This is a genomic window from Sphingopyxis sp. 550A, from assembly GCF_053569535.1.
On sequence record NZ_CM131615.1, the window covers coordinates 3,572,871 to 3,597,500 of the forward strand.

Below are 24,630 nucleotides of genomic sequence, written 5' to 3' on the forward strand. Positions count from 1 at the left end.
ACCCGCGGTTCGCGGCCGCGCTTACCAGGTCAGGCCGACCCGCGCGTAGAGATAGCGGCCGTTGAAGCCGAACGGCGAATAATAGGGGAAACCGACGACCCCGGTCGAGTTGAGCGCGGCGGGCGTCGCGTCGGGATAGACGTCGAACAGATTGTTCGCACCGATCGCGACCTGCGCCCCCTTGACGGGCTGGTAGCGCAACTCGAGGTCGGTGATCACATGCTTTCCGGTCAAGATATCCGCCGACCCGTCGGCTGCCGTACCGGGCTGGTTGACCTGACCATAATAGGTCGTACGCAGCGTGGCGCCGAGCAGGTCGCCCGACCAGTCGATCGCCCCGGTGATCTTCGTGCGCGGCGTCCCTTCCTCCAGCGTGAAGATGCGATTGCGGCCGAGCAGCGGCGGCGCCGGATCGAGCGTCGAGGTCGAAGTCGGCACCCGCGTCACATCGACGTCGTTGAAGTTCGCCGCCAGCGTGAAGTCGAACGTGCCGAGATTCTCGCTCCGCGCCTTGTAATTGGCGACGACGTCGATGCCCTTCGTCTTCGAACGCACCCCATTGATGAAGAAGCGCGCCGCCTGAACGCCAAGCGGATCGAGGATGTCCGCGACCTGCTGGCTGAACGCCGCCTGGATATTTTCCGACAGTGCGATCTGGTTGCGGATCTTGATCTGATAGGCGTCGACGGTCAGGCTGAACGGACCGCTGTGGATCACCCCGCCGAGCGAGAAGTTGGTCGACTTCTCGGGCTCGAGCGGCAGGCCGCCCAGCTTTTCGGCGACGATGTTCGTCGGCGGATAATGACCGGTCAGCAGTACGTCGCCATCGACCACCACCGAGGTGATCGAAGTATAATATTGCTGCTGCAGCGACGGCGCGCGGAAGCCGGTCGAGGCGGTGCCGCGCAGCGCGAACCAGTCGGTCGCATCGAAGCGCGCCGATATCTTGCCGTTGGCGGTCGAGCCGAAGTCCGAATAATCCTCGACCCGGCCCGCAACCGCGACGAGGAAGCGCGACGTCAGCTCGGCCTCGATATCGATATAGCCGCTGATGTTGCGGCGGTGCGCATCGACCGCGTTGATCGGCGCAAAGCCCGGAAAGCCCTGGGCGCCGCTGCCGGTATAGGAATTGAGCTCACCCGCCGCGATCTTGTAGCCCTCGCGCCGCCACTCGGCGCCGAAGGCCAGGTTCAGCGAGTGGAAGATGTCGAACTTGCGCGACACGTCGAGGCCGCCGATCCACTGGTCATAGGTAACCGCGCCGTCATAGAATTCGGTCGGCGAGGCGGCGCCGAGGCTGTAGTTCGCCGAATCGAGCGTGCGGAAAGCGATGCGGTTGCGGCCGTAGCTGAGGTTGAGATCGACATTCCATTCGCCGACGTCTCCGCGCAGGCCCACCGCGCTCGTCAGGTTGCGCGACTTGGTGTTGATCAGCGGCAGGAAACCGTCGGGCCAGATGCTACCGACGCCGTTCGCCGCGGCCGTGGTGGCGAGACGCGGAAAGGCCGCGCTCTTGCTGTCGCGGTCCTGATAGCCGACCCAGCCGTAGAGCTGCAGAGCCTCGGTGACGTTGACCCCGGCGTTGGCGAAGACCGTCGCCTGTTCGACCTCGGGATCGCCGAAGCGGCTGGTTACGCGGTTCGGCGTCACGCGCGGGTCGAAATCGCCGCGGCTCGTCGGCTTGCGGTCGACATATTCGCCCGAAATGGTGAGATAGCCGTCGTTACCGAAGCCGATGCCCTGCCAGCCCGATACGGTCAGAACGGGTTCGCCGGTCACGCTGCGATGGCCGCGCGCGGTGTCGATGTCGGTGGCATAGATGCCATAGGTCGCCGACACGCCGCCGCCTTCGCGCGCTTCGCGCAGGCGCAGGTTGATGACGCCCGCGATCGCGTCCGACCCATATTGCGCCGAAGCGCCGTCGCGCAGCACCTCGATGCGGTCGAGCGCCACGGTGGGGATGGTGTTGAGGTCGACCGCCGCCGAGCCGCGCCCGACGCTGCCGTTGACGTTGAGCAGGGCCGACGTGTGGGCGCGGGTGCCGTTGATCAGCACCAGCGTCTGGTCGGGCGACAGCCCGCGCAGCGTCGCGGGGCGGATCGCGTCGGTGCCGTCGACCGCCGAGGAGCGCTTGAAGTCGATCGACGGCGCGACGGTCGCCAGCGCCTGCCCGACTTCGGTCGATCCCTGACGGCGTAGCGTCTCGCCGTTCAGCACGTCGACCGGCGCCGGCGAGTCGAGGCGCGACCGCCCGGCCGCGCGCGTGCCGGTGACGATGATCTCGTCGCCGTTGCTCGCGGCATCGGCCGCGTCAGGCGCATCCTGCGCCTGCACCGGAAAGGCGGCGATGGCCGCGAGAGCGATGGCGCTGGTCGCCATGGTACGGAAAGGGATCATGATCAGTCCTCCTGGTCTTGCTATTATAATCAACCCGGCGGCCTGCCCGGTCGCCTGGGATGCACGCGGCAAAGCGTTTCGTTTCACCTGTAACAGAGCAAAGCCGCCCTGTGCGAAGAAGATTTCTTATTGAAACGGAAAAAATTCTTTCATTTTCGATAAAGTCGCGAGTTTTCGGGTGGGCGCGGCGCCGGGCCGCTGCGCGCGGTCGCCAGCCCGCCTCCCCACAGCGCGCGGGCGGCGCTGCGCAGGGACGCGGGATAGCGGGCGAGATCCGACAGATCGGATGGAGTCAGTAAAGGCATGGATTCACCTGTCGCCGGCGCGCGCATTTGGCTAGCGGCGCCGGACCAAAGCCGCGCTTCCGCCAGGGCGGGGCACGACGCAAAGAAGGACGGGCCGGCGAAAAGCACCGGACCCGATCGGCATCGGTTCAAGACCTGCTGCTACACATGCGCATCGCAATACCCCTGCTGGGGGAACGCAATGCCTGGCGCCGTCGCCCGAGCATCACGCGCTTTAGCCGTTGGTAACGCGGAGCAAGCTGCTTCCCGGTCAAAAGCCGCGGGTCGAGGAGAGAAGGCGGGAGAGCCCGTCGCCCGTCCCGACCAGCTTCGAGCGACAAATTCAACTTAAAAGATTGATTTAGGAATCGTCAAGCGAAGAAATTCTTTCGGGCGGTGCGTTTCGGCTTGAATCGTTCCTCCCGCAATCCGCTCGCTCATATCCCGAAGGGCGCGCGATACGCCTCGTAGCGGGCCTGCAACACCGCCTTGATATGGCCGAGCAGCAGGCCGATCTCGCCCGCATCCTCCCACGAATAGACCGAGACCGCCATCGCCGCCGCCTCGCCGAACCCGGCATAGGGCCGTATCCCGCACCCTTCGGCCGCGGCGCGGGGGAGAAGCGACAGGCCGAGCCCGGCCGCGACCGCGGTGCGGACGCTGGCGAGGCTGGTCGCAGTGAAGGCGACATACCAATGGCGGCGGGCGCGGTCGACGCGCTCGAACATCGCCTCGCGATAGAGGCCACCCGGCGGAAAGGTCACGAGCGGGACTGGATCGGTCCACGGCCGCGCGCGCTCCGCGCTCTCGAACCAGGCCATCGCCTCGGGAAAGGTCGCGCGATGGTCGGGGCTCGCGGCGGCTTCCTTGACGACGACGATGTCGAACTCGCCCGCGCGAAAACGGCGGTCGAGATCGCGGCTGAGTCCGGTGGTGACGTCGAGGCGCACTTCGCGATGCCGTTCGGCGAAGCGCGCGAAAATCTCGCTCATCGGCAGGGTGACGATATCCTCGGGAACGCCGATGCGGATCGCCGCGGTGCCGGCGCGATCGGCGAGCAGCGTCTCCGCCTCCTGCTGCAGCGCCAGGATGCGGCGCGCATAACCGAGCAACCGTTCGCCCGGCGCGGTGACGCGAACCGGCCGCGCCGCGCGGTCGATCAGCCCCTGCCCGACCGCCTGTTCGAGCCGTGCGAGCTGCTGGCTGATCGTCGACTGGGTGCTGTGGAGCCGCTCGGCCGCCTGCGTGAAGCTGCCGGTGTCGGCGATCGCGACGAAGGCGCAGAGGAGGCGCGGATCGAACATGGCATCATCTTAAATCTGAATGATATGCATTTAAACATCTCATTGGAGAATGATGCGCCGAAGCCTTATCTGGGCTGCATCGTTCAACAACCGGGAATCGACGTCATGAAGAAGCTGGTATCCGTCCTTCTCGCGGGTCTCGCCCTGCTGCCCCTGTCCACCGCCGCCGCCGCGAAGGAGCGCGCCGACCTCATCATCCGCCACGCGACGATCGTCGACGTCGCGGGGGCGCGGCTGATCGCCGACCAGGCGGTCGCGACCAAAGGCGACGTGATCGTCGCGGTCGGCGGCGACGCCCAGGTCGCGAAGGCGTGGACTGCCGGACGGACGATCGATGGCGGGGGCCGCTTCCTGATCCCCGGCCTGTGGGACATGCACGTCCATTTCGGCGGCGGCCCGGCGCTGGTCGAGGAGAATAAGGCGCTACTACCGCTCTATGTCGCGCACGGCATCACGACGGTGCGCGACGCCTCGGGCGACCTGCCGGACGACGTGCTGGCATGGCGCGGCGAGATTGCGAGCGGCAAGCTGTTCGGCCCGACCCTGCTGAGCTCGGGCCCCAAGATCGAGGGTATCAAGCCGATCTGGAAGGGCACGATCGAAACCGGGTCGGAGGCCGATGTCGATGCGGCGGTCACCAAGCTGACCGGCCTTGGCGTCGATTTCGTCAAGATCACCGACAGCACGATGAAGCCCGACCTTTTCCTCTACGCGATCCGCAAGGTGCGCGCGGCGGGGCTGCGCGTGTCGGGCCATATCCCGCTCGCGCTCACCGTCGATCAGGCAGTCGACGCCGGGATCAGCTCGATCGAGCATATCGGCTATGCCTATAAGGCCGGGGTGAAGGACGAGGCGACGATCGCCGCCGATTTCGCCGCCGGACGCATAGACCGGGCCGAGGCCTATCGCCGCATCGACGCGGGCTTCGACCCCGACACCGCGATGGCGGCCTATCGCAAGCTCGCGGCGAAGGGCGTGTTCGTCACCCCGACGCTGAACGGCAGCCGCGTCATCGCTTATCTCGACCGGGACGATCACAAGAACGACGATTATCTCGGCCTGATCGGGCCCGGCCTCCGCGCAACCTATCAGTGGCGCATCGATCGCGCCGCAAAGGCCGACGCCGCCGCCATCGCCGCGCGCCACGCCGAATATGAGCATGAGGCATCGGTGCTGCCGATGCTGCAAAAGGCGGGCGTGACGATCATGGCGGGAACCGACGCGGGTTTCCTCAATTCGTTCAACTATCCCGGCATCGCGCTGCATCAGGAGCTCGGCATCTTCGTCGACAAGGGGCTGACGCCCGCGCAGGCGCTCGCCTCCGCGACGCGCGCCGGCCCCGCCTGGTTCGGCAAGCTCGACCATTATGGCGCGGTCGAGGCGGGCAAGGCCGCCGACCTCGTGCTGCTCGACCGCAACCCGCTCGACGATATCAGTGCGACGCGCGCGATCCGCACGGTAGTGCTGCGCGGCGCCGCCTATGACCGCGCGGCGCTCGACAAGATGCTCGCCGACACGCGCGCCAGGGTCGCGGCGTGGAACGCCGCGGCGGCAAAATAGGCAGAAAGGCCCGATGATGGACGATACCGAACGTTTCCTCGCCGAAGCGATCACCCTCGCGCGCGCCAACGCCGACCGCGGCGGCCGCCCCTTCGGCGCCGTGGTGGTCAGGGACGGCGCGGTGATCGCAACCGGAGTCAACGAGATTCTCGCGACCGGCGATCCGACCGCGCACGCCGAACTCGGCGCGCTCCGCGCCGCGAGCCGCGCGATCGGCTCGCCCGACCTTCGCGGCTGCGCGGTCTTCGCGAGCGGGCATCCCTGCCCGATGTGCCTGGCGGCGATGCGCTTGTCGGGCATCGGCGCGGTCACCTATGCCTATTCGAACGAGGACGGCGCACCCTATGGCCTGTCGACCGCCACAATTTATGCGGACCTCGCCAAGCCCTTCGCCGAACAGACGATGACGATCCGCCACGTCCCGCAGGGCGAACCCGCCCTTTACGCCAACTGGGCGCGAAACCAGCAGGCGAAGGCGGGATGAAATCCGCCCGCCTGCTCCCGCTCGCGGCAATCGCGCTGATCGGCCTCAACCTCCGACCCTTCCTGACCGGGATCGGGCCGCTTACGGGGGCAATCGGCGCGGCGACCGGACTGGGGTTGCAGGATATGGCGCTGCTGACCCTGCTGCCGATGCTGCTGATGGGGATCGGTGCCTTCGCCGGACCGCTGCTCCAGCGCAGGATCGCGCCGCGACGGCTGGTCGTGCTGGCGCTGGCGCTGCTCGCGCTCGGCTCTTTCCTCCGCCTGTTCGCAGCGAGCGGCACGCTGCTGCTCGGCACCGCGATCCTCTGCGGGCTCGGCGTCGCGGTCGTTCAGGCGGTGCTGCCTGGCGTCATCAAGCGCGACTTTCCGCGGCGCGTGGCGATCGTCATGGGCCTCTATTCGGCGATGCTGATGGGCGGCGGCGCGCTCGGCGCGCAGGCGGCCCCGCTCCTCGCGGAGGCGACCGGAAGCTGGCGCGCCGGCCTTGCCCTGTTCGCCGCACCGGCGGTAGCGGCGCTCGCGCTGGCGGCGCGCCTGCCGCGCGACGAAGCGCTGCCAGCGGCGCGCGCGAGCATGGGCGTGCTGCTCCGCCGCCCGCGCACCTGGCTGCTGATGGCCTGCTTCGGGCTGGTCAACGGCGGCTATGCCTCGTCGGTCGCCTGGCTCGCCCCCTATTATCAGGATCAGGGGCGCGGCGTCGCCGCCAGCGGCGGCCTGCTCGCGGTGCTGGCGATCGCGCAGGCGGCGGCGGCGCTGCTGCTGCCGATCGCGGCGCGCGGACGGACCGACCGGCGCGGCTGGCTGGCGCTGACGCTCGCAATGCAGGCCGCGGGTTTCGCCGGGCTGGCCTTCGCGCCGCAGGCCGCGCCGCTCGTCATCGCGATCCTGCTCGGCGCCGGGCTCGGCGGGTGCTTCGCGCTGATGATGATCGTCGCGCTCGATCATCTGGCGGACGCGGCCGAAGCCGGCGCGCTGTCGGCGCTGATGCAGGGCGGCGGCTTCCTGCTCGCCGCGCTGCCGCCGTGGATCGTCGCCGCGTTGCACGACCGCACCGGCGGCTTCGTCGCCGGCTGGCTGCTCCACCTCGGCTGCGTGGCAGTCGCCGCGATGCTGATCGCCCGGCTCGCGCCCGGCGGCTATGCCCGCGCCATGACGACAGCCCCAAGGCCGCGACCGGCAACTCTCTAGGAGGCGGTGCTCAATCGGACCAGCCGCGGTCGCGCGCGGCGCGTTCGGCGGCGGCATCGAAGGGATCGCCCGCCAGCATCGCCGCCACATCGGCCGCCAGCGCGCCCGAGGAGGCCTGACGATAGTCTCGCCTGCCTTCCCCGCGCAGCGCGCGCTCGAGCGTCCAGCGCCCGTCCTCGCGGCATCCGATGCCCGAAAGCGCGGCCCCCTCGAAACTGCGGCAGGTGCGGCCCTGCTTGTCCCGGAAACTCAGGCCGATCCGCACCTCGGCATCGGCGGGCTGGTTCGAGGCGAGTTGCGTGTCGAGCGCCCGGGCCAGCGGTCCCGCGGCGACCAGCGTGCCGTTCGCGCTGATCGCGTCGGGGGCGGGCAGCCACGGCCTCAGGCCCAGCGTCAGGCCCAGCACCAGCGAGGCCGCGATTGCCCCCCAATGGATCGGCGAAAAGCGCGCGCGCTTCGCTTCGCGGCGACCGGCAAGGCTGGTGTCGACCTTGGCGTCCATCAACAGCGCGCGAAGCCGTTCGGGCACCGCCTCTTCGGCAACCGGCGCGAAATGCGCCGTCAGCTTCGCCTTCAGCACGCGGTGGCGCGCAATCTCGGCCGCCAGCGCGGGATCGCTTTCGGCCTCGCGCGCGATCCGGCGTGCCGTCAGGTCGTCGAGTTCGCCGTCGACGAAGGCGGCGACGGTGGCGGGATCGAAGCTCATGCCGCCTCTCCCAGCAAATGCATCAATGTCTCGCGGCCGCGCGCGAGGCGCGAGGTGACGGTCCCGATCGGCACTTCCAATATCTCGGCCGCCTCGCGATAGGCATAGCCTTCGACGAGGACGAGCATCACCACCTCGCGCTGTTCGTCGGGGAGCCGCGCCATCGCGCCGTCGACATCGCCGCGCAGCGCGCCGGCCTCGACCTCGGCGGCGCCGTCGCCCGCGACCTGCGTCGCGGCCTCGTCGATGGGACTATGAACGCCGCGCCGGCCGGCCGCGCGGCGCTCGTCGATCCAGAGATTGCGGGTGATACGATACATCCAGCTGTCCAGTCTCGTTCCATCCTGCCACTGTTCGCGCGATTTCAGCGCGCGCTCGATCGCCGCCTGGCACAGATCGTCGGCGTCGCTGGCGCTCCGCGCCAGTCCGCGCGCGAAACGGCGCAGACGCGGCAGCAGCTCGACCAGTTCCTCTTCAAAGCGCATGATCGCCTTTTCGATTGTCCGAGGAAGAAACGACGGCCTTCTATCGTTTCTTCCGCGACATGCTAAATTTTTCCGGGAAAGCGCCCCCCATTCCGTCCGGGGGCGATTTTTGCGAGAGGTGAGATGAAACTCCGGGTCGCCCTGCCGATAATGCTTTCCCTGCTGATCGCAGCGATCGGGCCACGCGCGGACGCGCAGCTTGCCTTGCCGCAGGTCCAGATCCCCGACCCGGCGCACACCCTGCCGCCCTTGCCCGAACTGAACGCCGAGCCTTTGCTTTCGGCGCCCGACAGGCTGACCGGGCTCCGGCTCGACCGGATCACCGCGCTGCTGCGCAGCCATCGCGAGAGTATCGAACTCGACGACCGTGGCGAGCCCGCGGTGCGCGGCGTCCTCGTCGCGAGCGGGATCGACGCGGCGATGATCGTGCGCGCGAGCCAGCAAGGCTTCGCGCTGCTCGACCGCGACCATATCGCGGGCCTCGACCTCGACATCGCGCGCTTTCGCGTGCCGGAAGGACGCAGCCTCGCCCGCGCGCGCAAGCAATTGGCAAAGCTGCTCCCCGCGGCCGAGATCGATGTCGACAACCTCTATTTCGCCAGCGGGCCGGGCGGCGCGTTGCCGCGCGCCGCGCTCGCGGCAGCGACGAGCGCGGGTGCAGGTCCGGCGGCGCTCGGCCTGATCGACGGCGGCGTCGCCGCGCATCCGTCGATCGCGGGACGCGTCGAACAGCGCGGCTTTGCGACGGGCGCGCCGTCGGCGAGCCGCCACGGGACCGCGGTCGCTTCGCTGCTCGTCGGGACCGGGCCGGTGCGGGGGGCCGCGCCGGGGCGACGGCTGCTCGCGGCCGATGTCTATGGCACCGACCCCGCGGGCGGCAATGCGAGCGCGATCGCCCGCGCGCTGGGCTGGCTGGTCGAAAGGGGCGTGGCGGTGACGACGATCAGCCTCGTCGGACCCGACAACAAGCTGCTGGCGGCGGCAGTCCTCCGCGCGCGGCAGCGCGGGATGCTGATCGTCGCGGCGGTCGGCAACGACGGGCCCGCCGCGCCGCCTGCCTATCCGGCATCCTATCCCGGCGTCTTCGCGGTGACGGGGGTCGATGCGAAAGGCCGCGCGCTTCCCGAGGCAGGGCGCGCGCTGCACGTCGATTTCGCGGCGCCCGGCGATGCGGTGCTGGCGGCGACCGGCGCGCAAGGCACCGATCGGCTGCGCGGCACCTCCTTCGCGGCGCCGCTCGTCGCGGGCCGACTCGCGCTCCGCTATCCCGCGCCGTCGATCGATGCCATCGGTCCGGCCGTCGCCGCCCTCGTCATGGAGGCGCGCGATCTCGGCAAAAGGGGCCGCGACAAAATCTATGGTCACGGCCTGATCTGCGGCACCTGCGGCGGCCGCTGACCCACCGCCGGAATTTATTCGGAAGAAAATCGACTCCCGCATCGTTCTCTCCACAGGCCCGCCCCCTCCGGGCCGCAGACTCAGGAGCAGGACAATGACCCATCGCATTTTCATTTCGGCCCTCGCGCTCGCGGCGTCGGCCATGGCCTTTTCGGCGCCCGCCGCGGCGCAGTTGCTTGGCGGCAGCGGCGGCCTCACCGGCGGCCTCGGCGGCACGCTGGGCGGGACGCTTGGCAACCCGACCGGCCCGATCGGCGGCACGATCGGCAGCGCCGGCGATCTGACCGGCTCGGGCCGCGGCGAAGCGAATGTCGATCGCCGCTCGGGCCGCGTGCATGGCAAGGGCAGCGCCGACGCGAACGGCAAGGGATCGGCGAGCGGCAACGGCGATCTGCTCGGCCATGCCGTCGGCGGAAGCGCCAACGGCTCGGGCGGCGCCTCGGGAAGCGGCAGCCTCGACGCGCAGGCGGTCGGCACCGATTTCGTCGGCCAGACCGCGCAGGGCGCCACCGGCACGCTTCAGGGCACGGCCCAGAGCACCACATCGACCGTCACCGGCACGACCCGCGGTGCGGTCGGGACTGTCCGCGACCGGGCAGGCGGCACGCTGTCGAACGTCTCGGGCAGCACCAGCGCCGCCGGTTCGGCCGCGGGCAGCTTCCAGGGCGCGCTGGGTCAGCTCGCTGCCGCCGGTAGCGGCGCGGCCAGCAGCAGCGGCATGTTCGCGGTCGAGCCCGGCATGGCGGTGACCGATGCGCGCGGCAAGGTGATCGGCTATGTGCAGGAACTGCGCCAGACCGGGCGCGGCGTCGTCGAGGCGGTCACGGTCGAGGTCGGCAACCGCACCGCGACGCTTCCCGCCGCCAGCTTCGCGGGGTCGGGCGACGTGCTCGTCACCGGCATGACCAAGGGCCAGCTCAAGGACACCGCCCAGCAGCAGGACCAGACCGCGGGCCAGACCGCCGCCCAATCCGCTCCCCGGCAAGGCGGTCGCGAAGAGCGTAACGATAACCGCAACCGCTGATTGACGGGCCGCGCCCGTCGTCGCGGGCGACGCCAAGCAATCCGGAGGGGCTTATGCCCGCTCCGGATTGCCGCGCGATCTTTTCAGCTCGCCTTGGCGGAACAGGTTCCGGCGACGGGTTTCCCCGCCATCACCTGCTGCGCGAACAGGCGCGAATCGGTGAAGGAGCGGTTGACCGTCCCCGAATGGTCGAGCCCCGGATAGACGTGCCATTCGATCGTCGAACCCGCGGCGCAGGCGCCATCGACGACCGTTTTCTGCATCGCCGCGGGCGTGTCGACATCCTCGGCGCCGGTGCCGATGAACACCGGCGTCGCGATATGGAGCGTCGGATAGCCGGCATAGGTCAGCATCGGCGCATAATGGTGCCAGAAGTCGGTCCTGAAGCTGTTGGCGCGGGTCAGTCCGGCCTCGACCACCGCATTGAACATATCGACGACACAGGTGTCGGCGGCTTGCCGGTAGAGCGGCATCGCGCGCTCGGTGATCACGGCGGCGGGATCATATCTGGGGTCGATCTGCTGCGCCGCCGAAGCGATGTAGAGCAGATAGGCGATCAGCCGGTCGGGCTTGTCGCCGTCGCTGCGGCTCGTTTCCCCCGCCACGGCAAGGTTGGGCAGGCCGGTGGCGATCGTCCCGCGCAGGTTGACGTCGGGCGCATAGTCCGCCGCATAACCCGCGGTGGCGAAGGCCGCGCCGGCGCCCTGCGACTGGCCGACGAGCAGCACCTTGTTCGCGAGGCCGAAGTCACCGCCGAGCACGGCGCGCACCGAATCGAGCACCGAATATGCCTCGACGCGGGTGTTGAGATAGGCGTGCGGTCCGGGCCCGCCCAGCCCCTGATAGTCGGTCGCGACGACGGCATAGCCCTCGCCCAGCCAATGATCGAGATAGGTGCGGTCGCGCGCCGAGCGCGGGTTGCGCGACGGCGCGCAATCGTCGCCGATGCCGACGGTGCCATGCGCCCAGGCGATCAGCGGCCAGCCCCCCGCGGGCGGCGTGCCCTTGGGGATGAACAGCGCGCCGGTCACCGGCACCGCGCCGCTGCCGGTGACGCCGTCGGTCGAGCCGTAGCGGATCGCAAAGGCCTGCGCCGCACCGTCGAGGCCAAACTCGGGCGCGAGCGGCGCGCTTTCGATCAGCGTTCCCGCCACGGGAGCGGGCGCCGCCTGCGCAGCAGGTGCCTCTGCCGCCAGCGCGGAAGTTCCCGCCGCGAGGCCGAAGGCGGCGAGGACCGCCGCCGATCGCATCCATTTGGGCATCGCTTTTCTCCCTTTCCTGACCGTCAGAAGCGCGCCGTGGCGGCGAGATAATAGGTGCGGCCGAGCACGTCATAAGTGCTCGCGTCGGTCTGGCCGAGGACGCCGCTGACCACCGGCGGCGTCTTGTCGAACAGGTTGTTCACCCCGAAGCGCAGGCTGAAGCGCTCGGCCGGGTCGACGCGCAGCGAGAGGTCGAAATAATCATACGCCTTGACCCCCGGCGTCGTGCTCGCCGCGTTCGTGACCTTCGACGCATCCGTCATCGCACCGATATGCCGCCAGCGCAGCAGCGCGCTCATGCTGTCGGTGCCGAAAGTGAAGGAGGTCGTCGAGCGCCAGCGCGGCAGCGTGGTTCCCGATCCGATCGTGCGGCCGAAATCCTGGAACGGCCCGCCGGGGAGGTTCTGGATCTCGAACTTGTCGAGATAGTTGATCACCGACGAAATGCCGAAGCGCCCCGACCCGTCGCCGAGCCCGACGTCAGCGAGGCGCACCGACCAGTCGAGCTGCACATCGACCCCCGCGGTCTTGTAGCCGCCAAGGTTCAGATAGGGCTGTAGCGCGTTGGTGATGCCCCCCGAATTGACGTCGCGGCCGATCAGCGCGCAGAAGAAATTATTCGCGTCGTAACTCGGGTTGCTGCCGTCGGCGTTGAAGCATTTGTTGAGCGACACCGACACCGGGATCGTCGCGATCGCGTCGTCGATCGCGATATTATAATAGTCGACCGACGCGCGCAGGTTCGACAGCCACGGCGACGCCGCGCGCGGCGACAGCACCGCGCCGACCGTCCAGGTGTCGGCCTTTTCGGGCTTCAGATTGGCGTTGCCCGACAGGAAGGCCGCCACCTGCGTGACATTGTTGATATAGGAGTCGGCGAGCACCTCGGGCATCCCCTGCGCGATGCAGATCGCCCGCACCTGCGCCGCGTTGGCGCCGTTCCGGAACGCGCTGCGCGTGTCGCACGGATCGCCGGCACCGTTGGCGACCGAGCCGATGGTCGGGAAAAGGCCGGTGGTCGCGGTATAAAGCTCGCCGACGTTCGGCGCGCGGATCGCGCGCTGATAGCCGCCGCGCAGCCGCACGCCGCTCACCACGGTCCAGTCGACATCAACCTTGTAGGTCGAAACCCCGCCGCTCTGCTTATAGTCCGAATAGCGATAGGCCGCATCGATGGTGAGGTCCTGAATCAGCGGAATGTCGTGGAGCAGCGGGATCAGCAGCTCGGCATAGGCCTCCTTCGCGCTCGTCGAACCCGCGGTCGGCGAGGTGCGCGCAATCGCGACGATGTTGCCGGTCACCTGCTCAGGATCGGGGGTGAAGGCAAATTCGTTGCGGCGATAGCCGACGCCCGCCGCGAAGCGGAGCTCGCCCGCGGGAAGCTGCGCGATGCCGCCCTGCAGATTGAGTTCGACGACGTCCTGCTTCGTCTCGGTGCGGTTGCGTGTCACGCCGCTGATGAAGGCGACGCATTCGGGCGAGTTGGTGACCGCGAACGGATTATAGCCGCCCGAACAGATCGACGCGCCGCCATCGGCGGCCGACGCGAGCTGCTGCACCTTGCTGGTGAAGACCGAACCGTAGGAGATGTCGTCAACGATGCTCTTCCCCGTCGAGCCATAAAGCTCCCAGGTGATGCCGCTGGCGCCGAACTTGCCCGAGGCGCCGCCGAGGACCTGCCGCGTCGTCGCCTTGTGATCGACGCTGCGCGGACCGGCCTCGCTGTAGCGCTTGGTCACGACGACCGGTGCGGTCGGATTGGCGCGCGATGCGAGGATCGGCTGGAGCGCATCGGGAACGAAGGGATTGGTGACCGGCACGCGGATCGTCCACAGCCCGGCGTTCGGCGCGGGGTCCTGGATCGTCGTCGAGGTATAGTCGGTATAGAGTCCCTGGACGAACAGCTTGATATTGTCGCTCGCCTCGAAGGTCGCGCGGCCGAAGGTCGAAATGCGCTCGAGCGGAATCTGCGTATAGGTCGTCGACGGCACCTGCAGCAGCGCCTGCCCGTTGTTGTAGAGATAGGGCTCGTTGTCGCGATAATTATAGACGCCGCGTCCGTTGGCGAAGAGCGTGCCGTCCGCATTGACGCCGATCCCCGCCGCGGGGATCACCGATCCCGGCGCGACGCCATAAGCCGCGAAGGCGTCGTCGAGCGCCTGCTGGCTGGCGGGGTTCGCGCCCGGGGTGAAGATGCCGAACGGAATCGTCCCCGACACGCCCTGATTCTGGCGGAAGAAGGCGCGGCTGTTGATGTTGACGGCGTCGCGGTCGGTGTAGGCGGCGCCGACGATGATCCGGCCGCGGCCGTCGGCGAAGCGCGTGCCCGCGCCGATCGAAATCTCGCGAATGCCGCCGTCGCCGCGCTCGGTCAGCGTGTTCTGGCCCGAAATCTCGACCCCTTCGAGGTCGCGCACCTTGAAGTTGACGACTCCGGAGATGGCGTCGGAGCCATAGACCGCCGAAGCGCCGCCGCTGATGATCTCCGTCCCGCCGACGAGGATCGAGGGGATGGTGTTGATGTCGATGACCTGGCTGCTGTTCGACGGCTGAAGGCGGCGGCCGTCGAGCAGCACGAGGTTGCGCTGCGCGCCGAGGCCGCGCAGGTTGAGCGTCGCCTGCCCCGTCGCGTTGAGGTCATTCGAGAAGGCGGTCGAACCAGCCGAGAATTGCGGAAGCTGGTTGAGCGCGCCCTCCAGCGTCGCCTGCCCGGTCGCGGCGACGGCGTCGGCGCCCAAGGTGACGATCGGGCTCGCGGCCTCGAAATCGCGGCGCGCGATGCGCGAGCCGGTGACGACGATCTCGTTCGCGCCCGCATCGGCCGCCGTCTCGGCGGCGGCAGGCTCGTCCTGCGCGAAGGCGGGGGTGCCGGCGAGCGCGAAAGCCGACGCCGAAATCACGAGCAACAATTTGCGATTATCCAACATATCGAGAGCCCTTCCCTGTTTGCCTGCCGCGGCGATGCGAGGGCTTGATCGCCCCTTCGTCATTATCTGTCGCTACCGCGAACTATTTCGATACAAATATGCATCGAAATCGAGCTTTGGCGCAAAATCGATACGTATGTCAATCCCCGGGCAAGGGCGGAAACGAAGGGGGCGGCGGCGCGGACCGAGCGAAACCCTTGACCTTGCATAAAATATCGATACAATTATGTATCGATATTATTCATTCGCCTGGGGCGGCGCGATCGGGCATTGCGGGTGCGGGACAGATGGAAGTCACGGCAGTGGGCGACAGGGACACGACGGCGGGGCGACCGCGGCAGGCCGATCTCGACGACCGGATCAAACACAGTGCGGTCGTCCTCTTGGGCGAGCATGGCTTCGCCGGCCTGTCGATCAATCGCATCTGCCAGCATGCCGGTATTCCCCGTCCGACCTTCTATCGCCGCTGGCCCTCGGCGATCGCGGCGCTCGTCGACGCCTTCAACGACCGCTTCGACGACGCGCTGCTCGTCGATGGGGGCGACGCGGCGGCCGACCTGCTTGCTTTCGCGATCGCCGTCCGCAACCGCTATGACGACCCGGTCGTGGGCACCTGCCTGCCCGCCATCTATGAGGCGCGGCGCGCGGCGCCCGACCTCATCGCCCCGATCATGGACGCGCAGCGCCGACGGCGCAAAGCCAATGTCGCGACGCTGACCCGCGCGCTCGGCGAACAGGGCATCGCCCCCATCCTGTCGCCCTTCGAAATCCTCTTCGCGATCACCGCCGCGATCGACCAGGGCTATCTCGCTCGCCGTCCGGTCGCCGACGATTTCCTGCACCGCCTGGTCGCCGCGCTCCTGCGCTGACCCGGCGCATCCCTTTCCGTTCCAACAGTGGAGATTGCCCGATGCGCAAGATATTGCTGACCCTGACTGCCGGCCTCGCCGCGCTTCCCGTCCATGCCCAGACGGCCCCGGCCGCGCCCGGCTTCGACGTCGCCGCCGCGCTGGCGCGGATCGACGCGACGATCGACAAGCAATATCCGCACCTCGACGCGCTCTACAAGGATCTCCACACGCATCCCGAGGTCGGCTTTCAGGAAGTGCGCACCGCCGCGATCCTTGCCGCCGAGATGCGCAAGCTCGGTTTCACCGTCACCGAAAAGGTCGGCAAGACCGGCATTGTCGCGATCCTCAAGAACGGCGAGGGTCCGACCCTGCTCGTCCGTGCCGAGATGGACGCGCTGCCGATGGAGGAAAAGACCGGCCTCCCCTATGCCAGCCGCGCGCAGCAGACCGTCGATGGCAAGCTGAGCTTCGTCGACCATAGCTGCGGCCACGACAGCCACATGGCGTGGTGGGTCGGCGCCGCCGCGGCGCTCGCGGCGATGAAGGACCAGTGGCACGGCACGCTGATGTTCATCGGCCAGCCGTCCGAGGAGAATGTCAGCGGCGCGAAGGCGATGATCGCCGACGGGCTGTTCACCCGCTGGCCCAAGCCCGATTTCGGTTTCGCCGCGCACGTCGCGCCGCTCCCGGTCGGCACGGTGATGGTGAAGGACGGCGTCGTCAGCTCGGCATCGGACGCGATCGACATCACCTTCAACGGCGTCGGCGCGCACGGGTCGATGCCGAATATGAGCATCGATCCGGTGATGATGGGCAGCCGCTTCGTCACCGACGTCCAGACCATCATCAGCCGCGAAAAGGACCCCAAGGCGTTCGGCGTCGTGACCGTCGGCGCCTTCACCGCGGGCACGGTCAACAACATCATTCCCGACCACGCCGATCTCAAGCTCACGCTGCGCTCGCACGACGATGCGACGCGCAAACTGCTCGTCGAGGGCGTCGAGCGCACTGCGCGCTCGGTCGCGGCGATGGCGCGCGCGCCCGAGCCGACGATCACCCAGCCGACGGGCACCAACGCGGTCCACAACGACGCGGCGCTGTCGGCGCGGTCGGCGGCGATGCTGAAGACGGTCTTCGGCAAGGATGTGCAATTCGTCCCCGCCAGCGAGTCGGGCGGCACCGCGAGCGAGGATTATTCGGTCTTCATCGACGAAGGCGTGCCGTCGGTCTTCTTCGCGATCGGCGGCTACGACCCGGCAACGATCGCACGCTACAAGGCCGAGGGGAAGCCGCTGCCGGTCAATCATTCGCCCTATTTCGCGCCGGTCCCCGAACCGACGATCAAGCGCGGCGCGCAGACGCTGGCGCTGTCGGCGATGATGGTCCTCGGCAACGCGGGTCAGGCGAAATAGACGGGGTCAGCCCTCATCGAAATGACGCGACAGGAAGCGGCACGCGCGCGTAAGCGCGGCCGCTCCTTCGGGAATCGCGGGAAAGAACCAGGGCCAGACGTGCACCATGCCGGCGCGAAGCTCGAGGTCGACGTCGACGTCGGCATCGGCGAGCGATTTGGCGAGGTTGAGCGCATCGTCCATCAGGACTTCGGCGGTGCCCGCCTGAATGAAGACCGGCGGCGCCCCCCGAAAGTCGGCGAAGGCCGGTGAAATACGGGGATCGCTGACCGCGATGCCCCCGGCGTAAAGATCGGCCATCTTGGCAAGCTGGTCGATCTTCGCCAGCGGGTCGCCGGCGCATTTGAGCGTCCGCGACGTGGCCGTATTGGCAAGATCGGCCCAGGGCGACATGCAATAGATGCTGGCCGGGAGCCCTTGCTTCTCGCGCAGCAATTCGGCGAGAAGCGCCATCACGAGCCCGGCCCCGGCGCTGTCGCCGACCAGAGCGATTTTTTCGGTGCCCGCCTGCTCCAGAAGCTCGGCATAGGCCCGCTTGCAGTCGTCGAGTCCCGCCGGATAGGGGTGCTCGGGCGCCAAGCGATAATCGATCACGGCGACCCGGCCGCCGGTTTGCCGCGCGATCTCGCCGCCGAGATGCCGGTGCGAATCGAGACCGCCGATGCAATATCCGCCGCCGTGCATGAGCAGGATGGCGTGCCGCGGCGCCGCGGCGACCGCGAGCCATTCGCAGGGGCGGCCGCCGAGCGTGGTTTTTGCCACTCTGACGTCATCGGGCAGCGGAAAGGCGTCGCCCATCGCGCGATAGGCCTCGCGCATCTCCTTTATGTCGGTCGGCATCGGCGATGCGAACAGATCGGCGACCAGAGCTTCATAGGCTGCGCTGGGCATGGGACTCTCCTTGGGAAAAGGGCTCAGGCGGCCGTCCGCTCGCGCGCCATGTCGAAGCCGCGATAGTCCTGCTCGACGACGTCGCGGCAGACCTTCAGGAAATATTGCTGACCGAGCGTATAGAGCAGCATCTTGCGCTTTCCCCGCCCTTCGATGTTGTGGTTGATCCCGGTGAACCAGCTGTTGGTCTTGCCCGCGAGCAACTGGTCCGCCTGGTCGAGCACCTGGTTCGTCCAGTCTTCCTCGGCGGCCGCGGTGGCTTCGCACCGCGTCAGCCCCTTGCCTTCCATGTGCCCGATCAGCCCGGCGATGAACTCGACATTCTGTTCGGCGCAGCGCGGCACGTTGCAGAAGGTGGCGCCGCTGTGCGGCCCGACGATCATGAAGAAATTGGGGAAGCCGTGGCTTTGGAGACCCAGGAAAGTGACCGGCCCGTCGTCCCATTTCTCCTTCAGCGTCAACCCGCCCTTGCCCACGATGTCGATGCGGTCGAAGGCGCCGCGTACCGCGTCGAAGCCCGTGGCATAGATGATCACGTCGACGGGCACGAAGCCGCTTTCGAACCGCATGCCTTCGGGCGTGATCTCGATCAGCGGGTCGGCGTTGACGTCGATCAGGTCGACGTTGGGCTGGTTGAATACCTCATAATAATTCGTCTCCATCGGCACCCGGCGCGTGCCGAACAGATGGTCCTTGGGGATGAGCTTTTCCGCCGTGGCCGGATCGGCAACGCGCGCGCGGATCTTGCGCGCGAGAAAATCGCTCGCGAGGCCGGCCGCGCGTGCATCGACCGAGAGATCGGCAAAATTGCTCAGCCAGAAGGCAAAGCCGCGTTCGCCATATTTCTGTTCGTAAAAGGCTTCACGTTCCTCGTCGCTGACGTCGAACGTGCCGCGCGGATCCCAATTGTGGACGAACCCCGCGTCGCTGCCGCGGCAGGTCGCGAAGATTTCGGCATAGCGCGCCTTGATGTCGGCCATTTCCTCAGGCGAAATCGGGCCGTTGCAGAGCGGCTTGCACCAGTTCGGCTCTTTCTGGACCACGGTAAGCTGCCCCGCGACCTTCGCCATTTCCTGAATGACCTGGACCCCGGTGGCCCCTGTGCCGACGACCGCGACGCGCTTGCCCGCAAGCTCGATTCCGTCGCGCGGCCAGTCGGAGGTGTGGAACTGCCGGCCCGCGAAGCGGTCCCGCCCCGGAAAATTCGGGATGACGGGGATCGACAATATGCCGATCGCCGTCACCAGATAGCGGGCGCGGGCTTCGTAACCATCCTCGCACCGCACCAGCCAGCGTCCGGTTTCATCCTGCCAGTGCGCCGACACGACCCGCGTGCCGAAACGGATGTCCTTGCGCAGATCGAGCTTGTCGGCGACGCGGCGGAGGTAGGCGAAGGTTTCGGGCTGCGGCGCGAAATGCTCGCTCCAGTTCCATTCCTGGAGCATGTCCTCGTCGAAGGAAAAGCAATAGCTGTAGCTTTCGGAATCGAAACGGCAGCCCGGATAGCGGTTCCAGTACCAGGTGCCGCCGACTTCGCCGCCCGCCTCCAGAACCTGCACCGACAGGCCGAGCCGTCGCAGCAGGTGAAGCTGATACATGCCCGACATGCCGGCGCCGATGACGATCGCGTCCATTTCAATCATATGGCCCACTCCAGTGAGGGAAAAGCGCCCGGACCGGCGAGCGGCCGGGGCGGAGGAGGGTCTCTAAAAGCGGAAGCTCAAATCGACGCCGTAGGTGCGCGGTTCGCCGGGAACCGCGAGGTTGTAGCCACCGGCAGTGCCGAGCCCGATGCCGCCGACGAAATATTCCTTGTCGAAGATATTCTTGGCGAAGAAGGCGGCGGAGATGCCGGTGCCGCCGATGTCGTCGACGCCGATCCGGGCGTTGACGAGCTCATAGGAAGGCAGCCGGGTGCCGGGCGCGCCGCTCTGGCCATAGTTGGAGAAATAGAGGCCCGACTGCGCATAGATGTCGACGCGCGCGCGCAATTCGCCCGCGTCGTTGCCGAGCGGCGCCGCGACGTCGATATAGCCGCTTCCCGAATATCGGGTCACGTCGGCAAAGGTCGTGAAGTCGATGAAGGTGCCGAACAGCGTCTGCTGCGTATCGCCGCGATATTTGGGATCGGTGTGATTGAAGGAACCGCCGATCCGCACCCCCGGCGCCACGGTGACCTCTGCATCGAACTCGACGCCCCGGAAGGTCGCGCCGTCCGCGTTGACGGTCGCCCCGCCCGGCCCGACATCGGGAAAGGTCAGATAGGCGACCCGCTGGATGGCCTTCACCCAGCTTTTATAGACGGCCAGATTGGCGCGAACCGGAACCGTGCCGACCTCGCCGAGGAATTTGGCGCCCAGTTCGACATCCTCGATCCGTTCGGGGTCGAAGCTGTTGCCGCCATTCTCGGCCGACGCGTTGACCGGCGGCGCATTATAGTTGAAGCCGCCGCCGCGCCAGCTTCCGCGATAGGTCGCATAGAGGAAGAAGGTCGGCGTCGCCTGATATTCGACTCCCAGCGTCCAGCTCGGCTTGCTGTCCTTGCGCTTCTCGACGATTCCCGACGGATAGAAAGGGGCGAAGCCCGACACTTCGGTGAAGGCGTTCTTCTCCTTCGTATAGCGGATGCCGCCCGTCGCGCTGAGCTGGTCGGTCAGCTTGAACGAGAGCTGCGCAAAGGCGCCGATGCTCTGGATGTCGAAATCGCCCTCGAGACGGTTGGCGAGCGGCAGCGACGGCGCGCCGAAAACGGGCGCGAGGATCGGATTGGCGACCGGGCCAAGATCGAAATAGCGGAAATCCTGTCCGCTCGTCCGCTTTTCCTTCGAATAATAGAGGCCGGCGATATAGCTCAGCCGGCCGTCGATCGCGCTTCCCGAAAGCTGCAATTCCTCCGAGAAGGTCTTCACCCGGTTGAAGGTCTGGACATAGCCATAGAAGGGAAAGGGGCTGCCGTCCTGGTCGAACAGCGACACGTTGCGGTTGCTCGAATAGCCGATGATATTCTTGATCTGGGCGCTGTCCGAAACATCGATGCTGGTGGTGTTGATGATGTAGCCGCTCCTGGCGTCGAGGCCGGTATCGGCGTCGAGATAGGTCGCCCGAGTGCCGAGCCCCCGCTGGACGTTCACATAATCGCCATAGCCCCCCGCCGGCGTGCCCGGATAGGCGGCCATCAGGGCTGCATAGGCGCCGGCGCCGGCGATCGTGTCGAGGATGGGGCTGTAGAAAGTCGGCACGTCGGCGGCGAGCGCCTGCCCGTTCGGGCCGACCGATCCCGGCGCGTTGGCCGAATAGGCCAGAAGCGGATCGCCATGGCCCTTGGTCCGCCCATATTCGCCGACGAACCTGCTCTCGATGACATCGCCGATCTGAAAGCGCAGCGATCCGCGGATCGACCAGCGATCGACATTGGCGAGCCGCTCGCCATTGACGAGATTGCGCACGAAACCGTCGCGCTGGTCGACGAGCCCCGCAAGACGAAGCGCCACGCCATCGCCGAGCGGCGCGTTGACCATGCCCTCGAGCTGCCACGCGCCGAGATTGCCCGCGCGCCCGCGCGCCATGCCCGCGAAGGCGTCGAACTCGGGCTCCGCGGTCGAGAAGAGAACCGCGCCGCCGGTGGTGTTGCGGCCGAACAATGTCCCCTGCGGCCCTTTGAGCACCTGCACCGAACCGAGATCGTAGAGCGAACCCGCCGTCAGCGCGTTGGTCTGGAACTCGTTGACATAGGTCAGCACCCCCGGCTGTGAGACGCTGAAGGCATCGATCGACTGGCCGCGGATCGCATAGTTGAACTGGCTGCTCCCCTGGGTCGAGCGGACGATCAGCCCCGGCGTCGCGGTCTGGAGGTCGGCCTCGGAATTGATGCTGCGCGACTGGAGCGCATCGCCGGTCAGCACCGAAACCGCGACCGGCGTGCGGCTCAGCCCTTCCTCGCGGCGGCGCGCCGTCACGACGATATCGGTTTCGCCATGGGCCGCACTCGCAGCTTCGCGGGCCTGCGCTGCGGCGTCGTCTGCCGTTTCCTCGGCGGCGCTCGCCGTCGCGGGCAGCGCCCCCGCGATCGCCAGGCAGCTGGCGGCCGCCAGCCAGCGGACAGAATGCCTCAGTCTGATTCCCATAGCCTTTTCCTCTCCCTGCGCCCGGCCCTCGCGGTGCCGGTTCGCCGCTCCCACGCGGCGCTTGCCCATTTTTGGACTTTCTGTATGTCGCGATGATTATCGATGAATGCGAACCTGTCAAGGCAAAATCGGAACGCATAATTCTGCATTATATATCTTCATCAAATGAGATGGATTTTTCGCTTGAGTCATGCAAATTCCCGGCCCATTCCCGGCGGCGCGCACCGAAAACGGGCCGGACGCAATGGGGACATCGAGCGGATGACGGGGACCAGAAAGATTGACGCGCTCGATCGTCAGATCATCGCGGTCCTGTCGCGCCGCCCCCAGATTTCGAACAAGGACATCGCCGGCGAACTCGGAGTCGCCGAAAGCACCATCTCGGTCCGGGTCGACGCGCTCATCCGCGCCAAGGTGATCAAGCCGTCGGTCCAGCAGAATATCGCGCGGGCCGGCTATGCGACGGTCGGCTGGATCGAGGTGAGCTGCGAACATGCCGACATCGAACGCATCGCGGCCGAGATCGCCGAAATCGAAACGGTCTTCTCGATCTCCCGCTTCTTCGACAATCCCTTCCTGCAGGTGATGATCTTCGCGCAGGAGGTATCCGACTTTCGCGAGATCGTCGAAACCCGGATCGGCCGGATCCCCGGCGTCGTCGCGCTTGCGACCGACGTTTCGATCGGCGAGGCGTGCATCAAATCGGGAATCGCCTCACTATGACCATTCGCTTCGACCCCGATCCGATCGACCGCCAGATCATCGAGATATTGCACGGGGACGGCCGCACCAGCAATCGGGCGCTCGGCCGCCAGCTCGGCCTTTCCGAAGCCGCCATCCGCAAGCGGCTGCGGCGGCTGACCGAAACCGGCACCATCACCTATGGCCTGCTCATCGACGTCAGCGCGACGAACATGCGCGTTTTCGGATGGGCCTATGTCGAGGTTCACCCGAGCGAACTCAGCGCCACCTATCGCGCGCTCGCGGGCATGGATCGCTGCTCGGGCTGCGCGATGAAGACGGGGTCGTTCAACCTCCTCGCCCATATTTACGCAAAGGACCAGAATGCGCTCACCGCAACCATCGACGAGATCTACGGAATGCCCGGCGTCCGGCGGGTCCAGTTCCGCCAGGTCAGCTCCTACCCCATCCACCGCCATCAATATGTGATCGATACCGGCGAGGACGAATATCGAAGCTGGCACGGCGGCGTCGTCAAGGCCGACGCCGGCTGATCGAACCCCGCGCGCCGAGAGGAAGGCGTGCAATAAGAACAGGGCAATCGCCCGCAACCGAGGAAAAAGACCATGGCTTTCAAGACGCGTATCACCGAGATGTTCGGCATCGAAACCCCGATCGTCATGGGCGGGATGACCGGCGTCGGCTATGGCGAACTCGTCGCCGCGGTCGCCAATGCGGGTGCGCTGGGCTTCATCACCGCGCACATGTATCCGACCGGCCAGGCGCTGTTCGACGAGATCGAGGCGACGCGGAAGCGCACCGACAAGCCCTTCGGCGTCAACCTGACCCTGCTGCCGTCGATCAACCCCATCCCCTATGACGATTATCGCGAGGCGATCATCGCGAGCGGGATCAAGATCGTCGAGACCGCGGGCCGCGCGCCGACCGACCATCTGCCGCGCTTCAAGGAAGAGGGGGTCAGGGTCATCCACAAATGCACCTCGGTCCGTCATTCGGTGTCGGCGGTGCGAAAGGGCGTCGACGTGATCAGCATCGACGGCTTCGAATGCGCCGGACATCCGGGCGAGGACGATGTCGGGCTCGTCGTGCTGCTTCCCGCGACGGTCGACGCGCTTCCCGACACTCCGATCATCGCTTCGGGCGGCATGGCCGACGGGCGCAGCCTGGTCGCCGCGCTCGCGCTCGGCGCCGACGCGGTCAACATGGGCACGCGCTTCTGCGCGACGGTCGAGGCAAAGATTCACCCGAATGTGAAGCAGCGCATCGTCGATGCGAACGAAACCGACACCGTGCTGGTCGGGCGCACGCTGCGCAACACCGCCCGCGTGGCGAAGAACGCGGTGTCGATCGAGGTCGCCGAAATCCAGCGCGATCCGACCAAGACCTTCGACGACGTCAAGCATCTGATGGCGGGCGTGCGCGGGCGCGAGAATGTCCTGCGCGATGGCGATGTCGATGGCGGCATCTGGACCAGCGGCCAGAGCCAGGCGCTGATCCACGACATCCCCACCTGCGCCGATCTGGTCACGACCATCATGCGCCAGGCCGAGTCCGCGCGCGAACGCCTCGTCGCCTGCGGCCGCTAAACGATTCTCGGGCCTGGGCCGGAGCCGGAACGCCATGCGGAGG

Annotated in this window: 19 protein-coding genes; 10 read left to right on the plus strand and 9 right to left on the minus strand. The window is 67.3% G+C overall.

Translation table 11 applies throughout. The features are described from left to right. Window positions 1–21 precede the first annotated feature (21 nt). On the minus strand, window positions 22–2,397 hold the full coding sequence (locus tag ACVENA_RS17300; RefSeq protein WP_449326379.1) for a TonB-dependent receptor plug domain-containing protein: 2,376 nt from the start codon (window positions 2,395–2,397) through the stop codon (window positions 22–24). Between the two features lie 721 nt (window positions 2,398–3,118). Further along, window positions 3,119–3,985 (minus strand): LysR family transcriptional regulator, encoded by an 867-nt coding sequence (locus tag ACVENA_RS17305; protein WP_449326380.1) that lies wholly within the window; start codon window positions 3,983–3,985, stop codon window positions 3,119–3,121. 105 nt (window positions 3,986–4,090) lie between these two features. On the opposite strand from ACVENA_RS17305, the gene ACVENA_RS17310 reads away from it, so the two are divergent. The 3 genes from ACVENA_RS17310 to ACVENA_RS17320 are packed head-to-tail and all read left to right on the plus strand — an operon-like array spanning window position 4,091 to window position 7,219. Further along, entirely contained in the window at window positions 4,091–5,545 is a 1,455-nt protein-coding gene (locus ACVENA_RS17310) for an amidohydrolase family protein (protein WP_449326381.1), read from the plus strand. 13 nt (window positions 5,546–5,558) lie between these two features. After that, complete coding sequence (locus ACVENA_RS17315) at window positions 5,559–6,029, plus strand: nucleoside deaminase (protein ID WP_449326382.1); 471 nt, start codon at window positions 5,559–5,561, stop codon at window positions 6,027–6,029. Next, entirely contained in the window at window positions 6,026–7,219 is a 1,194-nt protein-coding gene (locus ACVENA_RS17320; protein WP_449326383.1) for a cyanate transporter, read from the plus strand. The genes ACVENA_RS17315 and ACVENA_RS17320 overlap by 4 nt, the downstream gene beginning before the upstream one ends. A 10-nt stretch (window positions 7,220–7,229) precedes the next feature. Here ACVENA_RS17320 and ACVENA_RS17325 read toward each other — a convergent pair whose 3' ends face one another. Together ACVENA_RS17325 and ACVENA_RS17330 are read right to left on the minus strand one after the other, a co-directional pair. Continuing rightward, complete coding sequence (locus tag ACVENA_RS17325) at window positions 7,230–7,925, minus strand: anti-sigma factor family protein (protein WP_449326384.1); 696 nt, start codon at window positions 7,923–7,925, stop codon at window positions 7,230–7,232. Beyond that, window positions 7,922–8,410, minus strand: a complete 489-nt coding sequence (locus tag ACVENA_RS17330) for an RNA polymerase sigma factor (RefSeq protein ID WP_449326385.1) — start codon at window positions 8,408–8,410, stop codon at window positions 7,922–7,924. Before ACVENA_RS17330 ends, ACVENA_RS17325 begins: the two co-directional genes overlap by 4 nt. Window positions 8,411–8,533: 123 nt before the next feature. Between ACVENA_RS17330 and ACVENA_RS17335 the strand changes: the two genes are divergently transcribed. Together ACVENA_RS17335 and ACVENA_RS17340 are read left to right on the plus strand one after the other, a co-directional pair. After that, window positions 8,534–9,808 carry a S8 family serine peptidase gene (locus tag ACVENA_RS17335; protein ID WP_449326386.1) on the plus strand — a complete coding sequence of 425 codons (1,275 nt, stop codon included), beginning with the start codon at window positions 8,534–8,536 and terminating at the stop codon, window positions 9,806–9,808. Between the two features lie 94 nt (window positions 9,809–9,902). Further along, on the plus strand, window positions 9,903–10,832 hold the full coding sequence (locus ACVENA_RS17340) for a hypothetical protein (protein WP_449326387.1): 930 nt from the start codon (window positions 9,903–9,905) through the stop codon (window positions 10,830–10,832). Window positions 10,833–10,915: 83 nt separating this feature from the next. Here ACVENA_RS17340 and ACVENA_RS17345 read toward each other — a convergent pair whose 3' ends face one another. Together ACVENA_RS17345 and ACVENA_RS17350 are read right to left on the minus strand one after the other, a co-directional pair. Beyond that, window positions 10,916–12,094 (minus strand): lipase family protein, encoded by a 1,179-nt coding sequence (locus tag ACVENA_RS17345; protein ID WP_449326388.1) that lies wholly within the window; start codon window positions 12,092–12,094, stop codon window positions 10,916–10,918. A 23-nt stretch (window positions 12,095–12,117) separates the two neighbouring features. Then, window positions 12,118–15,021 (minus strand): TonB-dependent receptor domain-containing protein, encoded by a 2,904-nt coding sequence (locus ACVENA_RS17350; protein WP_449326389.1) that lies wholly within the window; start codon window positions 15,019–15,021, stop codon window positions 12,118–12,120. A gap of 287 nt (window positions 15,022–15,308) precedes the next feature. Between ACVENA_RS17350 and ACVENA_RS17355 the strand changes: the two genes are divergently transcribed. Next, on the plus strand, window positions 15,309–15,890 hold the full coding sequence (locus ACVENA_RS17355) for a TetR/AcrR family transcriptional regulator (RefSeq protein WP_449326390.1): 582 nt from the start codon (window positions 15,309–15,311) through the stop codon (window positions 15,888–15,890). Window positions 15,891–15,931: 41 nt separating this feature from the next. Beyond that, the gene (locus ACVENA_RS17360; protein ID WP_449326391.1) at window positions 15,932–17,284 is read left to right on the plus strand and encodes an amidohydrolase; all 1,353 of its coding nucleotides are present in this window, start codon (window positions 15,932–15,934) and stop codon (window positions 17,282–17,284) included. Window positions 17,285–17,290: 6 nt separating this feature from the next. Here ACVENA_RS17360 and ACVENA_RS17365 read toward each other — a convergent pair whose 3' ends face one another. The 3 genes from ACVENA_RS17365 to ACVENA_RS17375 all read right to left on the minus strand — a co-directional run bounded on the left by ACVENA_RS17365 (window position 17,291) and on the right by ACVENA_RS17375 (window position 22,299). Next, window positions 17,291–18,175 carry an alpha/beta hydrolase gene (locus ACVENA_RS17365; protein ID WP_449326392.1) on the minus strand — a complete coding sequence of 295 codons (885 nt, stop codon included), beginning with the start codon at window positions 18,173–18,175 and terminating at the stop codon, window positions 17,291–17,293. 23 nt (window positions 18,176–18,198) lie between these two features. Continuing rightward, the gene (locus ACVENA_RS17370) at window positions 18,199–19,818 is read right to left on the minus strand and encodes a flavin-containing monooxygenase (protein WP_449326393.1); all 1,620 of its coding nucleotides are present in this window, start codon (window positions 19,816–19,818) and stop codon (window positions 18,199–18,201) included. A gap of 63 nt (window positions 19,819–19,881) precedes the next feature. Next, a complete protein-coding gene (locus ACVENA_RS17375; protein ID WP_449326394.1) occupies window positions 19,882–22,299 on the minus strand; it encodes a TonB-dependent receptor in 2,418 nt (805 codons plus the stop codon). A gap of 261 nt (window positions 22,300–22,560) precedes the next feature. On the opposite strand from ACVENA_RS17375, the gene ACVENA_RS17380 reads away from it, so the two are divergent. The 3 genes from ACVENA_RS17380 (at window position 22,561) to ACVENA_RS17390 (ending at window position 24,587) form a co-directional block, all read left to right on the plus strand. Further along, entirely contained in the window at window positions 22,561–23,022 is a 462-nt protein-coding gene (locus ACVENA_RS17380) for an Lrp/AsnC family transcriptional regulator (RefSeq protein ID WP_449326395.1), read from the plus strand. Further along, window positions 23,019–23,534 carry an Lrp/AsnC family transcriptional regulator gene (locus ACVENA_RS17385; RefSeq protein ID WP_329627832.1) on the plus strand — a complete coding sequence of 172 codons (516 nt, stop codon included), beginning with the start codon at window positions 23,019–23,021 and terminating at the stop codon, window positions 23,532–23,534. The genes ACVENA_RS17380 and ACVENA_RS17385 overlap by 4 nt, the downstream gene beginning before the upstream one ends. A 72-nt stretch (window positions 23,535–23,606) precedes the next feature. Then, window positions 23,607–24,587 (plus strand): NAD(P)H-dependent flavin oxidoreductase, encoded by a 981-nt coding sequence (locus ACVENA_RS17390; protein ID WP_449326396.1) that lies wholly within the window; start codon window positions 23,607–23,609, stop codon window positions 24,585–24,587. Window positions 24,588–24,630: the final 43 nt, after the last annotated feature.

Bases quoted from the DNA above. Each gene is read 5' to 3' on its own strand.
- ACVENA_RS17300 (WP_449326379.1), bottom strand. From the start codon at position 2,397: ATGATCCCTTTCCGTACCATGGCGACCAGCGCCATCGCTCTCGCGGCC.
- ACVENA_RS17305 (WP_449326380.1), bottom strand. From the start codon at position 3,985: ATGTTCGATCCGCGCCTCCTCTGCGCCTTCGTCGCGATCGCCGACACC.
- ACVENA_RS17310 (WP_449326381.1), top strand. From the start codon at position 4,091: ATGAAGAAGCTGGTATCCGTCCTTCTCGCGGGTCTCGCCCTGCTGCCC.
- ACVENA_RS17315 (WP_449326382.1), top strand. From the start codon at position 5,559: ATGATGGACGATACCGAACGTTTCCTCGCCGAAGCGATCACCCTCGCG.
- ACVENA_RS17320 (WP_449326383.1), top strand. From the start codon at position 6,026: ATGAAATCCGCCCGCCTGCTCCCGCTCGCGGCAATCGCGCTGATCGGC.
- ACVENA_RS17325 (WP_449326384.1), bottom strand. From the start codon at position 7,925: ATGAGCTTCGATCCCGCCACCGTCGCCGCCTTCGTCGACGGCGAACTC.
- ACVENA_RS17330 (WP_449326385.1), bottom strand. From the start codon at position 8,410: ATGCGCTTTGAAGAGGAACTGGTCGAGCTGCTGCCGCGTCTGCGCCGT.
- ACVENA_RS17335 (WP_449326386.1), top strand. From the start codon at position 8,534: ATGAAACTCCGGGTCGCCCTGCCGATAATGCTTTCCCTGCTGATCGCA.
- ACVENA_RS17340 (WP_449326387.1), top strand. From the start codon at position 9,903: ATGACCCATCGCATTTTCATTTCGGCCCTCGCGCTCGCGGCGTCGGCC.
- ACVENA_RS17345 (WP_449326388.1), bottom strand. From the start codon at position 12,094: ATGCCCAAATGGATGCGATCGGCGGCGGTCCTCGCCGCCTTCGGCCTC.
- ACVENA_RS17350 (WP_449326389.1), bottom strand. From the start codon at position 15,021: ATGTTGGATAATCGCAAATTGTTGCTCGTGATTTCGGCGTCGGCTTTC.
- ACVENA_RS17355 (WP_449326390.1), top strand. From the start codon at position 15,309: ATGGAAGTCACGGCAGTGGGCGACAGGGACACGACGGCGGGGCGACCG.
- ACVENA_RS17360 (WP_449326391.1), top strand. From the start codon at position 15,932: ATGCGCAAGATATTGCTGACCCTGACTGCCGGCCTCGCCGCGCTTCCC.
- ACVENA_RS17365 (WP_449326392.1), bottom strand. From the start codon at position 18,175: ATGCCCAGCGCAGCCTATGAAGCTCTGGTCGCCGATCTGTTCGCATCG.
- ACVENA_RS17370 (WP_449326393.1), bottom strand. From the start codon at position 19,818: ATGATTGAAATGGACGCGATCGTCATCGGCGCCGGCATGTCGGGCATG.
- ACVENA_RS17375 (WP_449326394.1), bottom strand. From the start codon at position 22,299: ATGGGAATCAGACTGAGGCATTCTGTCCGCTGGCTGGCGGCCGCCAGC.
- ACVENA_RS17380 (WP_449326395.1), top strand. From the start codon at position 22,561: ATGACGGGGACCAGAAAGATTGACGCGCTCGATCGTCAGATCATCGCG.
- ACVENA_RS17385 (WP_329627832.1), top strand. From the start codon at position 23,019: ATGACCATTCGCTTCGACCCCGATCCGATCGACCGCCAGATCATCGAG.
- ACVENA_RS17390 (WP_449326396.1), top strand. From the start codon at position 23,607: ATGGCTTTCAAGACGCGTATCACCGAGATGTTCGGCATCGAAACCCCG.